The organism is Rhizobium sp. Rhizsp82 (assembly GCF_047325115.1).
Taxonomy (GTDB): Bacteria; Pseudomonadota; Alphaproteobacteria; order Rhizobiales; family Rhizobiaceae; genus Rhizobium.
Genome location: NZ_CP168570.1, coordinates 2098082 through 2110682 on the forward strand (window position 1 = coordinate 2098082; position 12601 = coordinate 2110682).

The 12601-nt window shown below is 59.6% G+C and carries 11 protein-coding genes; 5 read left to right on the forward strand and 6 right to left on the reverse strand.

Annotated elements, in window-relative coordinates; all coding sequences use genetic code 11:
- Window positions 1-9: 9 nt before the first annotated feature.
- From ACEN84_RS15190 to ACEN84_RS15200, 3 genes are all read right to left on the reverse strand, one after another.
- Window positions 10-483, reverse strand: coding sequence for a hypothetical protein (locus tag ACEN84_RS15190; protein WP_413709154.1), 474 nt, complete (start codon window positions 481-483; stop codon window positions 10-12).
- 31 nt (window positions 484-514) lie between these two features.
- On the reverse strand, window positions 515-706 hold the full coding sequence (locus tag ACEN84_RS15195; RefSeq protein WP_413709155.1) for a helix-turn-helix transcriptional regulator: 192 nt from the start codon (window positions 704-706) through the stop codon (window positions 515-517).
- A 209-nt stretch (window positions 707-915) separates the two neighbouring features.
- The gene (locus tag ACEN84_RS15200; RefSeq protein WP_413709156.1) at window positions 916-2133 is read right to left on the reverse strand and encodes a tyrosine-type recombinase/integrase; all 1218 of its coding nucleotides are present in this window, start codon (window positions 2131-2133) and stop codon (window positions 916-918) included.
- 710 nt (window positions 2134-2843) lie between these two features.
- Between ACEN84_RS15200 and ACEN84_RS15205 the strand changes: the two genes are divergently transcribed.
- Window positions 2844-3950 (forward strand): porin, encoded by a 1107-nt coding sequence (locus ACEN84_RS15205; RefSeq protein WP_413709157.1) that lies wholly within the window; start codon window positions 2844-2846, stop codon window positions 3948-3950.
- A gap of 104 nt (window positions 3951-4054) precedes the next feature.
- Here ACEN84_RS15205 and ACEN84_RS15210 read toward each other — a convergent pair whose 3' ends face one another.
- Together ACEN84_RS15210 and ACEN84_RS15215 are read right to left on the reverse strand one after the other, a co-directional pair.
- Window positions 4055-4942: an alpha/beta fold hydrolase gene (locus tag ACEN84_RS15210; RefSeq protein WP_413709158.1), complete on the reverse strand. Its 888-nt coding sequence runs from the start codon at window positions 4940-4942 to the stop codon at window positions 4055-4057.
- Between the two features lie 56 nt (window positions 4943-4998).
- A complete protein-coding gene (locus ACEN84_RS15215) occupies window positions 4999-7065 on the reverse strand; it encodes a lytic transglycosylase domain-containing protein (RefSeq protein WP_413709159.1) in 2067 nt (688 codons plus the stop codon).
- A 216-nt stretch (window positions 7066-7281) separates the two neighbouring features.
- Between ACEN84_RS15215 and dapA the strand changes: the two genes are divergently transcribed.
- Window positions 7282-8166: a 4-hydroxy-tetrahydrodipicolinate synthase gene (gene dapA / locus ACEN84_RS15220; protein WP_112719588.1), complete on the forward strand. Its 885-nt coding sequence runs from the start codon at window positions 7282-7284 to the stop codon at window positions 8164-8166.
- Between the two features lie 111 nt (window positions 8167-8277).
- Window positions 8278-8757, forward strand: a complete 480-nt coding sequence (gene smpB / locus ACEN84_RS15225; RefSeq protein WP_413709160.1) for an SsrA-binding protein SmpB — start codon at window positions 8278-8280, stop codon at window positions 8755-8757.
- Window positions 8758-8893: 136 nt separating this feature from the next.
- Here smpB and ACEN84_RS15230 read toward each other — a convergent pair whose 3' ends face one another.
- Complete coding sequence (locus ACEN84_RS15230; RefSeq protein WP_112719586.1) at window positions 8894-9478, reverse strand: NYN domain-containing protein; 585 nt, start codon at window positions 9476-9478, stop codon at window positions 8894-8896.
- Window positions 9479-9771: 293 nt separating this feature from the next.
- Here ACEN84_RS15230 and rpoZ point away from each other — a divergent pair, with 293 nt between their 5' ends.
- Together rpoZ and ACEN84_RS15240 are read left to right on the forward strand one after the other, a co-directional pair.
- Window positions 9772-10176 carry a DNA-directed RNA polymerase subunit omega gene (gene rpoZ / locus ACEN84_RS15235; protein WP_112719585.1) on the forward strand — a complete coding sequence of 135 codons (405 nt, stop codon included), beginning with the start codon at window positions 9772-9774 and terminating at the stop codon, window positions 10174-10176.
- A 126-nt stretch (window positions 10177-10302) separates the two neighbouring features.
- Window positions 10303-12537, forward strand: coding sequence for a RelA/SpoT family protein (locus tag ACEN84_RS15240; protein ID WP_112719584.1), 2235 nt, complete (start codon window positions 10303-10305; stop codon window positions 12535-12537).
- Window positions 12538-12601: the final 64 nt, after the last annotated feature.

Here is a 12601-nt window from a genome sequence, read left to right on the forward strand (position 1 = left end):
CAGACCCCGCTACTCAAATTCTCGCATAAATGGCCCGCCCTGGTTTTTGAAGGCGGCCGTGATGGTTTCGAAAGAGTTGTTGACGCCGTGATCGTGCTCCAGGTCCGCGGCTGCGCTGCAATACTCTTGGTGTGCTGGGCCATCGTTCCAGTCTTCGCGGTCACCGCTAACTTGCCCGTTTCGTTGATCAATGAAGCTTGCAAAGGCCTGCGCCATTGGGTGCGGCGCTATTGTCGCAATGCGATCCCCATTCACTGCCGTGGTCACCGTCCGGGTTCTTGGAGAGAAGTTATGCGCGAATTGCACGAAACGCTTTGCGTCGACTTCGGGAAGGAATGCTAGCGCCAGCTCCTCGAAATCCACCCAGAGAAAATCGGGTTCGTTGTGCGGAGGGGTGAAAAAACTTACGGGCGAGCCGTTGATGAGTGTGGTGCCTACAAGCTTTGCGGGGCGCAAAGCTTCGCCGTTCACGGTATTGACCATGTGGATTTCCTTTGAATTTTTGGAGAGTTAGTTACCGCGCTTGAATGCGCGCGTTCATCCATTCGAGGACTTCCGTCCGAACGAATGCAATCCGTTTTCCGTCGAGCATAACCGCTTTGGGAAAGCGCCCGGCGGACCTTGCGTTGTTGACGCCGGTCCGGCTCAAGGAGGTCATTTTGCAGACCTCCTTGAGACTGATTAGTTTGATGTCTGTTTCTGTCATTGTTGCCATCCAAGTTAAGTGGGACGGCTATGTATTAATTATTGGAATTGCCGATTGGCAAGAACGCCTCATTATACGATCAGTATCGAACAAAGATTCGTTAGGCCAGTTTTCGTTGAAAACAAACGATTATACGAAGCGTATTGCGCAAACTTTGCTGCCAATCGCTGAAAACTTTGGGAATAAAATTTAGCTGAATCACAGGGCAACTATTTTTTTAATTGAATCACCTTCGCAGACTTGTTTCCGTCTAGGAAATTCGCCCATGCGTCCATGAGCCTGCGCCGCTTTTCGAGGGCGTCACTGCGGCGGTAGGCTCTTTCTGCCTCATCCCCAATGATGTGGGCGAGGGCGGCTTCGATTACTTCACGAGGGAAATTTGTCCGGTCTCCAGCCCAATCTCGGAATGCGCTTCGGAAACCGTGTACAGTGGCCCGGTCGGCATACTCAAGGGTCCGCAACACCTTCTGCAACGTCATGTCGGACAGAGGCGATTTCTCTTTCAGTCCGGGAAAGATGTAATCGCTGATGCGGACTTTCAGCATGGCCTTGAGGATTTCGATGGCGCGCGGGCAAAGCGGGACACGATGCTCTCGTCCTGCCTTCATCCGTTCTTTCGGAACCGTCCACACAGCGGCGTCGAGATCGATTTCGGCCCAAGTCGCTTTTAACACCTCTCCGGTGCGAGCGGCCGTTAGGATGAGGAATTCGAGGGCTCTGGCGCCGAAGCCAGTTACGCCAGCTGTCGCTTTCATAAAGTCTGGCATCTCGATATAGGGGAGGGCCGCGTGGTGCCCTCGCTTCAGCTTTTCCTCCGGCTTAGCCAGGAGGTGCTCGATATGCCCCTTCCACCGAGCCGGGTTTTCACCTTCGCGCCAACCGGCAACCCGCGCGTAATCAAGAACGCGCTCGAGTCGACCGCGAAGCCGGGAGGCGGTTTCGTTCTTCTCCTTCCAATGAGGTTGCAGGACGGCAACGATATCGTCTGTATCGATCGCCGCCACATTCTTCTTCAGGAGCCGTTTACAATAGGCGGCGCCAAGGGTCATCTTCCATTGGGCCTCGTGCTTTGGGTTCTTCCATTTTCCGTCGAGGCTCTTTAGGAGCGCGGCGACGGCTTCCTCGAATGTGTGGGGCTTCTTGCGAGCCTTGCGCTCTTCCATCTCAAGGAAAGGATCACCTCCGCGGCCAAGGATCGAGCGAGCCTCTTCCGCCTTCACTCGGGCGTCAGCCAGTGACACACGGCCCGTCCCGCTGCCAACGGCTCCGAAGCCCATCTCCTTCCGTTTGCCGTTACGCACATATATAAAGACCCAAGCCTTGCCGCCGTCCTTCCGGATCACGAGGTAAAGGCCGTCACCGTCGCCAAGCCGGCCGGGCTTTGTCGCTGCCTTCACTTGGGTCGCTGTGAGCTTGTTCCTTGCCATCGTCCTAACCTCGGTCCCAATTTGCGCGCTTGTCAGAAGAGACATCCAAGGCGCGATAGACCGAACGATTGCCAAAAAACGTCAGACAATCAAAGACCGCTTTGCATAGAAGTTACAAAAGACACGGACGCGGCGGTCATCTTCTCCGCCATCCTTCTTAGAGATTTCCCAGAATTGAATTCTGAATCGCCCGCCGCGAATCCTTCCGGCGGATTTTGTCGTTGATGGAATCGAATTCAGCGCGGCGTAGAATCAAAATCGGGAATCATCGGCGCCGGTCAGTGATTCACGGCGGCTCGGCAAGCTTCGAACTGCTTCGTCGTAGCATCGACACCTTTATAAGCAAATCGCGAAAAGCCCAGAATCCGGCCGAAAACCGGTATCATTGCGGCACATATCGCCGGCTTCTCCACATGCTCTATAGCGCTAAACCCCTGCAAAACCGGGAGTTTCTTAACGAAGTATAAAGAAGCCGATGGGGCGTATGTCGATTTTGTGTCCTTTGAGCAACAGGGGTCTGTGAAGGCAGATGCAAACAGCACAAAGGTGGCAGTTGGTGATTGCGTGACGGACGCCGTCTTGTATTTTCAACCTCGGAAGCGAGGGCGGTTGATCGTCCGACTTCTTGAAACATGGGGATGGGGCAGGGAACGCTGCTCTAACGGCGAAAAATCCCAGACCCGATCGAAACTTTGAATTGGAGGTCACCAATGACAATCAAGAGCCTTCTTCTCGGCTCCGCTGCTGCTCTGGCAGTAGTATCTGGCGCACAGGCTGCCGACGCAATCGTTGCAGCTGAGCCGGAAGCAGTAGAATACGTTCGCGTTTGCGACGCATACGGCACTGGCTACTTCTACATCCCGGGCACCGAAACCTGCCTCAAGATCGAAGGCTACGTTCGTTTCCAGGTTGATTTTGACTTCGGCGACGAAGACGGCACGGAAGACTGGTCTGCCCTGACCCGCGGTCAGGTTCAGTTCACGGCTAAGAGCGACACCGAATACGGCCCGCTCACCGGCGTAATCGTTTACCAGGCCAACCACCGCGGTGGTTCGGACACGACGGGCACCGACTTCTCGCTCGATACCGCTTACATCGACATCGCGGGCCTCCGCGTTGGTAAGCTCTTCAACTGGTGGGACGACGACTTCTCGGGCGAATTCGACGTAACCAACTCTGGCTACACCTCGTTCAACTCGATCCGTTATCAGTATGAGTCTGGCGACTTCTACGCTGGTATCGCTGTTGAAGAACTCGGTGACTCCGGTCTCAACGCTGAATTCGGCACGATCGACGCCCTCGGCGGCACGACGTACCAGGAACATGGCAACAACGTTGGCGTTGACGCTGCTGTTGGCGGCACGGTTGGTGGCTTCACCTACCAGTTGATCGGTGGTTACGACTTCGACGCTGAAGAAGGCGCAATCCGCGCTCGCATCACCGCTGATGTCGGTCCGGGCACCTTCGGCCTGGCAGGCGTATGGTCTTCTGGCCCGTCTGCTTACTACCTGAATGGCGAATGGGCGATTGCTGCTCAGTACGCTGTTAAGGCAACCGACAAGTTCACCATCACCCCTGGCGTTCAGTACACGGCTAACATCGATCCGGACGTATCCGGCACGGGCGTTGCTGGCGACTACGTCGGCGGCGGCTGGGACGGCGGTCACGAGTGGCGCGCTGGCGTAACGCTCGACTACCAGATCGTCGACAACTTCTCGGCTAAGGTAGCAGCGACTTACGTCAACCGCGACTCTGACATCGTCGGCAACGACGTCGATGGCGTTGAAGGCTTCTTCCGCCTGCAGCGTGCATTCTAATCTGATCTGACTTCGGTCTCATCAGGAAAGCCCGGCTCTCTGAGCCGGGCTTTTTGTATTGCGGGTGTTGCTGGGGTAGTTCGTTAGAAAAGGGCGTTGTTCGTCTATCCGCAGGCATTGACGAACTGCACGACGTGCTCGCCAACCCCATCGACATGCAGCAACGGCGCATGCCCTTGCCCGGCGGCGATTAGCCCCCCGCTGTTCGGATGCCGCTTCACCATCTCCCCGACCGTCTCTTCCGACAGCAGCGTCGAGTTCTCACCCCTCACGACCAGCAACGGCACCAGTCTCATCGCCTCGAATTGCGCCCACATATCCGGCAACGGTTTTGTGAGATCCGCCGCAATCATCGCTTCCGCAATCGCCGGATCGAAATCGCTGACGATCCGGTCGCCATCGCGGCGGTAGAGCGCCTCCGCCATCTCCCGCCAGTCATCGGTGCCGAGCGCCGGAAACGCCTTGCCGTGTAACTCCTGCAGGATGGCCGCTGCATCGTCCCAATCATGGGGCGCTCTGGCATGGCCGAGATAGTTTTGGATATGCCGCAACCCTTCGACTTCAAGCACCGGCCCGACGTCGTTCAGCACCACGCCCGCCAATAGCTCCGGCTTCATCACTGCGATCAGATGCAGAATCAGTCCGCCGCGGGAGGTGCCGATGAAGATGGCGCGGTGGATGCCGAGGGTCTCGCAGAGGGCAAGCACATCCTGCGCCTCGACGGCGATGTTGTAGTTGGTCTTGTTGTGATCCCAATCCGATTGTCCGCGGCCGCGATAGTCCAAGGCGATGACGCGGCGGGGGGGTCGGGGATCGTTCGAGAGGATCATCGCCAACTGGTGGAAGTCGCGGGAATTGCGCGTCAGGCCGGGCAGGCAGATGACGGGGAGCGCGTCTCCATGCGCGCTGCCATAGTCCCGGGCATGCAGCGTGAGGCCGTCGGCCGTGGTGATCGTCTGCGCTACGAAGCCGGTCTTGAAATTCGTCGTCATCGCCATCTCCCTGTTGCCAGGGAGGTTAGCGCCGGCGCGTCAATCTGCAAGCGGTCTCAGGAGGAGCGGCCGCCGACCAGGTCGCGCACGATGTCCGGCGTCTGCCCCAGCCGAGCCTTATACACTTCATAGTTCTCCAAAACCCGCTGCACATAGTTGCGCGTCTCGGGGAAGGGGATGCGCTCGATCCAGTCGACGATCTCGTCGATATTCTTGCCGCGCGGGTCGCCGTAGCGGGCGATCCATTCGGGCACACGCTTCGGTCCGGCGTTGTAGGCGATGAAGGTCAGAATGTAGGAGCCGCCGAAGGCGTCGATCTGTTCGCCGAGATAGTGGGCACCGAGCGTGGCGTTGTAGCCGGCGTCGGCCGTCAGCTTGTCGGCGGAGAAGGTGATGTTGTGGCGCTTGGCGACAGCTTTGGCCGTGCCCGGCAGCAGCTGCAGCAGGCCGCGCGCATTGGCGGCGGAGACGGCGGCAGGGTTGAAGGCGCTTTCCTGGCGGGCGATCGCATAGGCGAGCGCCTTGCCGGAGCCGGAAATATTGGCACTCGACGGGATGACACCGACAGGGAAAGCGAGTGCTGCGACATCGATGCCGCGCGAATAGGCAATCTTGCCGATCTGCAGCGAAAGGTGATGGTCGCCGGAGCGTTCGGCCTGCGCGGTCAGGATCGCAAGCTCGCCGGGGCTCTGGATCTGGTCGGCGAGCGCCAGATAAAGGGTCGCGGCGCGCCATCCATGGCCGGCGGCCTCAAGGCGGGAGATGGCCTGCACGGCTTCGCGGGATTGCAGGTTCTGCCGGTCGGCGGCGCTCGGCGAGGGATAGGCGACGTTCAGCGTCTTGCGGCCCAAGCGTTCGCTGGCGAGCTGACCGTAGAAGGTGCTCGGGAAGCTTGCGGCCTTGGTGTAGAATTCGGCGGACTTGCCGGGACCACCGGCTTCCGCGGCGCGGCCGAGCCAGTACCAGGCGCGCGAGACCGAAAGCGGGCCGCTGGAAACCTGCAGGATCTTGCGGAAATGCGTCTCGGCGGCTTCCGGCTCCTGAAGCCCGCGCAACGCATACCATCCGGCATGGAATTCGGCTTCGACGATATCGGCGGTGCTGGTCGCAACGCTGTTGGCGACGATCTTGTAGGCGGCGGCGAACTGACCCTGATCGACCAGGCCGCGGCTGACGATACGCTGTTCGTTCCACCATTCGCCGGCGTTCACGAGCTCGTCGCGCTTCGAGGGCATTTGCGCCAGAAGCTTGGCCGCTTCGGCATATTTGTCCTGCTTGCGCAGATATTCGATGCGGGCGAAGAGATAGCCGGGATCGGTACCCCACTTCGCATCGACGCCATTGAGTAGGGCAGCCGCGTTCGGTGCCTTGGCCGCGACGGCCGACCATGCCTTGTAGAGCGATTGCGCCTGGCCCATGTCTCCGAAGCGCTTGGCCTGCGCCGTGCGCCCGCGATACATGAGGTAGTCCATGCGCGCCTTGTGATCGGCGGGGGAAAGCAGGCCGGAGAACTCGGCGAGGACCTTGTCCTCGGTGTCCTTGTCTAGCCCTTCGCCGCGCCAGACCTTGCGGATATATTTGGCGGCCTGCTGCTGCTTTCCGGCTGAAATCAACGCGCGGGAGAGAACGATCGCGCCCTCCATCGTCTCCGGTGCCGTCTCGCCGAAGGCGGCGAGCACCGCTGCCGGATCGGGGTTCTCGTCGTAGAGCGCGCGCTCGGAATTGGCGCGCAGCCTGGAAAGCCCCGGCCAGCCCTTCAGTTCCTGGGAGGCGCCGGCGATTTCGTAGGAGGGCACGCCTTTGAGGCCCGACATGGCGATCGCCCAGGTCAGGATATGCCGGTCGAGCGTACCCTTGGCCATGCCGTCGCGGATGGAGATTGCCTGCTGCGGGTTCTTGGCCGAGAGCGCGTCGAGACCGCTCTTCAAGTCGCCGTTGATCGGCGCGACGGTGCGCGGAATGGCACCGGTCATGATCGCTTCGGGGGCGGAGGTCTGCGGCAGATAGCCGAGGGGCTTGGCGTCGGGTACCGGAATGTCCGTCTGCGGCAATGGCGACGCGGCGCTGCCCCACGCGGCGGCCGAAAGGCCGAGGGCGGTCAGGATCAGGACAGCTCTTTTCATTCGGGATACTCGCAACGAAAACGTGGCCCCAAGTCTCGCAAACGGCATCTTAATGAAAGCTTACCGGAACCGGTAAACTTCGTTCACATTTGATATCGGAATTTGCCCTAAACCGATCTCACCACGCTTGTCGCGGCGTTTTCACCGCTCTATGGTGCGCAACTCTTATCCAAAGAATGCGGCCGAAGCGTGGATTTCGGCCTTAGGGAGTTCTGCATGTTCAAGGGATCCATTCCCGCCCTCGTCACCCCTTTCACAGATGCCGGCAATGTCGATGAGGCGGCTTTCGCTGCTCACGTCGACTGGCAGATCAAAGAGGGAAGCAGCGGCCTCGTTCCTGTCGGAACGACCGGCGAATCGCCGACGCTGTCGCATGCCGAGCACAAACGGGTCGTGGAACTCTGCATCGAAGCGGCTGCCAAGCGCGTGCCCGTCATGGCCGGTGCCGGTTCGAACAACACCCGCGAAGCGATCGAGCTTGCCCAGCATGCCGAAAAGGCAGGCGCGGATGCGATCCTCGTCGTCACGCCCTATTACAACAAGCCGACGCAGAAGGGCCTGATCGCGCATTTCTCGGCAATCGCCGAAGCCGTCAAGCTGCCGATCTACATCTACAACATCCCGGGCCGTTCGGTGATCGACATGTCGCCGGAAACGATGGGTGTGCTTGCCAAGGCGCATTCCAACATCGTCGGCGTCAAGGATGCGACCGGCAAGATCGAGCGCGTCTCCGAACAGCGCATCGCCTGCGGCAAGGATTTCCGTCAGCTTTCCGGCGAAGATGCAACGGCTCTGGGCTTCAATGCCCATGGCGGCGTCGGCTGTATCTCGGTTGTTGCCAATGTCGCGCCGCGCCTCTGTGCGGAGTTCCAGGCGGCAACGCTCGCCGGTGATTACGTCAAGGCGCTGGAATATCAGGATCGCCTGATGCCGCTGCACAAGGCCGTCTTCATGGAGCCGGGCGTCTGCGGCGCCAAGTACGGCCTCAACAAGCTCGGCCGTATGAGCCGCAATGTCCGCTCGCCGCTGGTCTCCTCGCTGGAAGCCGGCACCGAAGCGGCCATGGACGCGGCGCTCCGCCACGCCGGCCTCCTGAACTAAACTGCTGGTGAGGGCAGGGGCGCCTGTCTTCACAAGCACTTGCAGTTCCCCTACATAATGGGCAGCAAATGAGGGCGCGCCGTTGCGCGCCCCGAGAATTGGAATTTCGTCATGGCCCCCAAAGGCAGCCAGCGTGTCGTCAAGAAGATCGTCGCCGAAAACCGCAAGGCGCGCTTCAACTACGAGATCATCGATACCTACGAGGCCGGGCTCATGCTGATGGGCACCGAGGTCAAGGCGCTGCGCGACGGCAAGGCCAATATCGCCGAATCCTATGCGTCGGACGAAGGCGGAGAGATCTGGCTGATCAATTCCTATCTGCCGGAATATCTGCAGGCCAACCGCTTCAATCACGAGCCGCGCCGCCGCCGCAAGCTGCTGCTTTCGGCGCGTGAAATCAATCGCCTGCGCTCCGGTATCAACCGCGAGGGCATGACGCTCGTGCCGCTGAAGATCTATTTCAACGAGCGCGGCCGCGCCAAGATGGAGCTCGCGCTCGCCAAGGGCAAGAAGCTGCACGACAAGCGCGAGACGGAGAAGGAACGCGATTGGAACCGGCAGAAGAGCCGGTTGATGAAGGACAATCGCTGATCTCTCAGAAGTGCCCCTGCAAGGCCTTCTTCAGCTCCTGCAAATTGCAACCGCGCGGTGCAGCCGGTCATGACCGGCTGCGAAATACCCAAATTTTCAGGAAATGATGAGGCCGGCAGAAACCGGCCGTCTTCGGTCAATCGTCGCTGTCGGCGGCAGCCGTGGTCTCGGCGACCGGCTTCTGCGGACGTTCGGACGGATCGCGGCCGATTTCGGCCTTGAGCGACAGAAGGTCGATGAAGTGATCGGCCTGGCGGCGCAGATCGTCGGCGATCATCGGCGGTTGCGTTGCCATCGTCGAGATGATTGAAACCTTGCGGCCACGGCGCTGCAGCGCTTCCACCAGGGTCGTGAAATCACCATCGCCAGAGAAGATGACCAGGTGATCGACGGTTTCGGACTGTTCCATCGCGTCTATCGCGAGTTCGATATCCATGTTGCCCTTGATCTTGCGGCGGCCCATGGAGTCGGTGAATTCCTTGGCAGGCTTGGTCACGACCTTGTAGCCGTTATAGTCAAGCCAGTCGATCAGCGGGCGGATCGAGGAATATTCCTGGTCTTCGATCAACGCGGTGTAATAGTAGGCACGCAGCAGATAGCCGCGCTTCTGGAAGGCTTTCAGCAGCTTCCGGTAGTCAATATCGAAGCCGAGGCTCTTGGATGCCGCATAGAGGTTGGCGCCATCAATGAAGAGTGCAATTTTTTCCCGTGGGTCGAACATCGCTTGCCAATCCAATTAGAGTAATCCAAATGGGCTCTCGCCAAAATCACATAAAAACAATGACTTGCCTGCCGAGAGGAATAATCCGTAATTTATGAATTATTCATATACAGGAGATTTAGGGCACGATTCGGCATATTCCAAGCAACTATTGGTGGAAATGTCATATTCCCTGTGTGATTTTAACAGGATAGCCCGGAAACTACGGGTCAACGCACGAAAAACTTGAATTCGCCGGGTTTTAATTGTATCGGGCGTGTCAATCCCGAGATCACGACCGCAAAGGACAGGCAATGGCCCGTGTCACAGTAGAAGATTGCATCGACAAAGTTGAGAACCGCTTCGAGCTGGTTCTGCTTGCCAGCCACCGCGCCCGGCTGATTTCCCAGGGTGCCTCGATCACCATCGATCGCGACAACGACAAGAACCCGGTTGTAGCCCTTCGCGAAATCGCCGACGAGACCCTGTCTCCCGACGACCTGAAGGAAGACCTGATCCATTCGCTGCAGAAGCACGTCGAAGTCGACGAGCCCGAGCCCGATCCGGCAAGCCTGATTGCTGCCGGCGGTGTTGCCGCTGCCGATGGCGAAGAGCAGGACGACCTGCCGGAAACCATCACTTTCGACCAGATGTCGGAAGAAGAACTTCTTGCCGGCATCGAAGGCCTCGTGCCGCCGGAAAAGAGCGACGACTACTAAGTCGCGCGGCTTTATTGACGATTACCAATCGTCAATCTTGCGCCTTTATTGCTAGGGCATATTATTGCCAATCTGTGCGCCAATCGTTGATTGGCGCGCTTTTATTTTTATCGGAGTTGTTGCGGCATGATGCGTCAGTATGAGCTCGTGGAGCGGGTGCAGAAATACAAGCCCGATGCCAATGAAGCTCTGCTGAACAAAGCCTATGTCTACGCCATGCAGAAGCACGGCCAGCAGAAGCGGGCCAGCGGCGATCCCTACATCTCTCATCCTCTCGAAGTCGCCGCCATTCTGACGGACATGCATCTCGACGAGTCGACGATCGCAGTCGCCCTGCTGCACGACACGATCGAGGACACGACGGCAACCCGCGCCGAGATCGACGAACTGTTCGGCGAAGATATCGGCCGTCTCGTCGAGGGCCTCACCAAGATCAAGAAGCTCGACCTCGTCACCAAGAAGGCGAAGCAGGCCGAAAACCTGCGCAAGCTGCTGCTCGCCATTTCCGACGACGTGCGCGTGCTGCTCGTCAAGCTCGCCGACCGTCTGCACAATATGCGCACGCTGGACCATATGGCTGCCGACAAGCGCGCCCGTATCTCGGAAGAGACGATGGATATCTATGCGCCGCTCGCCGGCCGCATGGGTATGCAGGACATGCGCGACGAGCTCGAGGAACTCTCGTTCCGCCATATCAATCCGGAAGCCTACGAGACCGTCACCAAACGCCTGGAGGAGCTCTCCCAGCGCAATGAAGGCCTCGTCAAGAAGATCGAGACCGAACTGCGCGATCTGCTCGTGGCGAACGGCATGGAGAGCGTCTACGTCAAGGGCCGTCAGAAGAAGCCCTATTCGGTTTTCCGCAAGATGCAGTCGAAATCGCTCTCCTTCGAGCAGCTTTCTGATGTCTATGGCTTTCGCATCCTCGTCGATGAGATCCCGGCCTGTTACCGGGCGCTCGGTATCGTCCACACCCGCTGGCGCGTCGTGCCCGGCCGCTTCAAGGACTATATCTCGACGCCGAAGCAGAACGACTACCGCTCGCTGCACACCACGATCGTCGGTCCGTCCTCGCAGCGTATCGAGCTGCAGATCCGCACCAAGCGCATGCATGAGATCGCCGAATACGGTATCGCCGCGCACACGCTCTACAAGGACGGTGCGACCAGCCCCGAGGGCGACATCCTCTCGCGCGAATCTAATGCCTATTCCTGGCTGCGCCATACGATCGAGGCGCTGGCCGAGGGCGACAGCCCGGAAGAATTCCTCGAACACACCAAGCTCGAACTCTTCCAGGACCAGGTCTTCTGCTTCACCCCGAAAGGCAAGCTGATCGCGCTGCCGCGTGGCGCGACGCCGATCGACTTCGCCTATGCCGTCCACACCAATATCGGCGACACCACGGTCGGCGCCAAGATCAACGGTCGCATCATGCCGCTGGTGACGCGTCTGGCGAATGGCGACGAAGTCGAGATCATCCGCTCCGGCGTGCAGGTGCCGCCGGCCGCCTGGGAAGAGATCGTCGTCACCGGCAAGGCGCGCGCCGCCATCCGCCGCGCCACCCGCATGGCGATCCGCAAGCAATATGCCGGCCTCGGCCACCGCATCCTCGAGCGCACCTTCGACCGCGCTGGCAAGATCTTCTCGCGCGATGCCATGAAGCCTGCGCTTCACCGCCTCGGCCAGAAGGATGTCGAAGACGCCATCGCCGCCGTCGGCCGCGGCGAGATGTCCTCGCTCGACGTGCTGCGCGCCGTCTATCCGGATCACCAGGACGAGCGCGTCACGGTCAAGCCGAGCGGCGATGAAGGCTGGTTCAACGTCCGCAGCGCTTCCGGCATGATCTTCAAGGTGCCGGGCAAGACCAAGGAAGGCGCCGAAGCCGGGTTGCTGGCAGGCGAAGCGGGCGTCGATGCCGTGCCGATCCGCGGCATCTCCAGCAACATCGCCGTGCAGTTCGCACCCACCGGCGCCGTGCCAGGCGATCGCATCGTCGGCATCATGGAGAAGGGGAAGGGGATCACCATCTACCCGATCCAGTCTTCGGCGCTCCAGCATTTCGACGATCAGCCGGACCGCTGGATCGACGTACGCTGGGATCTCGACGAGGCCAACAAGTCCCGCTTCATGGCCCGCATCATGGTCAATGCGCTGAACGAGCCAGGCACCCTTGCAAAGGTGGCGCAGACGGTCGGCGGTCTCGACGTCAATATCCGTGTCCTGAACACGGTGCGCGTTGCCGCCGATTTCACCGAAATGACGCTGGATATCGAGGTCTGGGACCTCCGCCAGTTGAACCAGATGCTCGCCCAGCTCAAGGAACTGGACTGCATTGCGACGGTGCGGCGCCTCTACGACTGAGGCGTCTGCACATTTTATGATCGTTTTGTGACCGAATTTGCACGACGAAAAGGCGAGATATGCG

What these genes read in the sequence shown, in the direction of transcription:
- ACEN84_RS15190 (WP_413709154.1), bottom strand. Translation starts at nt 483, where the DNA reads ATGGTCAATACCGTGAACGGCGAAGCTTTGCGCCCCGCAAAGCTTGTA.
- ACEN84_RS15195 (WP_413709155.1), bottom strand. Translation starts at nt 706, where the DNA reads ATGACAGAAACAGACATCAAACTAATCAGTCTCAAGGAGGTCTGCAAA.
- ACEN84_RS15200 (WP_413709156.1), bottom strand. Translation starts at nt 2,133, where the DNA reads ATGGCAAGGAACAAGCTCACAGCGACCCAAGTGAAGGCAGCGACAAAG.
- ACEN84_RS15205 (WP_413709157.1), top strand. Translation starts at nt 2,844, where the DNA reads ATGACAATCAAGAGCCTTCTTCTCGGCTCCGCTGCTGCTCTGGCAGTA.
- ACEN84_RS15210 (WP_413709158.1), bottom strand. Translation starts at nt 4,942, where the DNA reads ATGACGACGAATTTCAAGACCGGCTTCGTAGCGCAGACGATCACCACG.
- ACEN84_RS15215 (WP_413709159.1), bottom strand. Translation starts at nt 7,065, where the DNA reads ATGAAAAGAGCTGTCCTGATCCTGACCGCCCTCGGCCTTTCGGCCGCC.
- dapA (WP_112719588.1), top strand. Translation starts at nt 7,282, where the DNA reads ATGTTCAAGGGATCCATTCCCGCCCTCGTCACCCCTTTCACAGATGCC.
- smpB (WP_413709160.1), top strand. Translation starts at nt 8,278, where the DNA reads ATGGCCCCCAAAGGCAGCCAGCGTGTCGTCAAGAAGATCGTCGCCGAA.
- ACEN84_RS15230 (WP_112719586.1), bottom strand. Translation starts at nt 9,478, where the DNA reads ATGTTCGACCCACGGGAAAAAATTGCACTCTTCATTGATGGCGCCAAC.
- rpoZ (WP_112719585.1), top strand. Translation starts at nt 9,772, where the DNA reads ATGGCCCGTGTCACAGTAGAAGATTGCATCGACAAAGTTGAGAACCGC.
- ACEN84_RS15240 (WP_112719584.1), top strand. Translation starts at nt 10,303, where the DNA reads ATGATGCGTCAGTATGAGCTCGTGGAGCGGGTGCAGAAATACAAGCCC.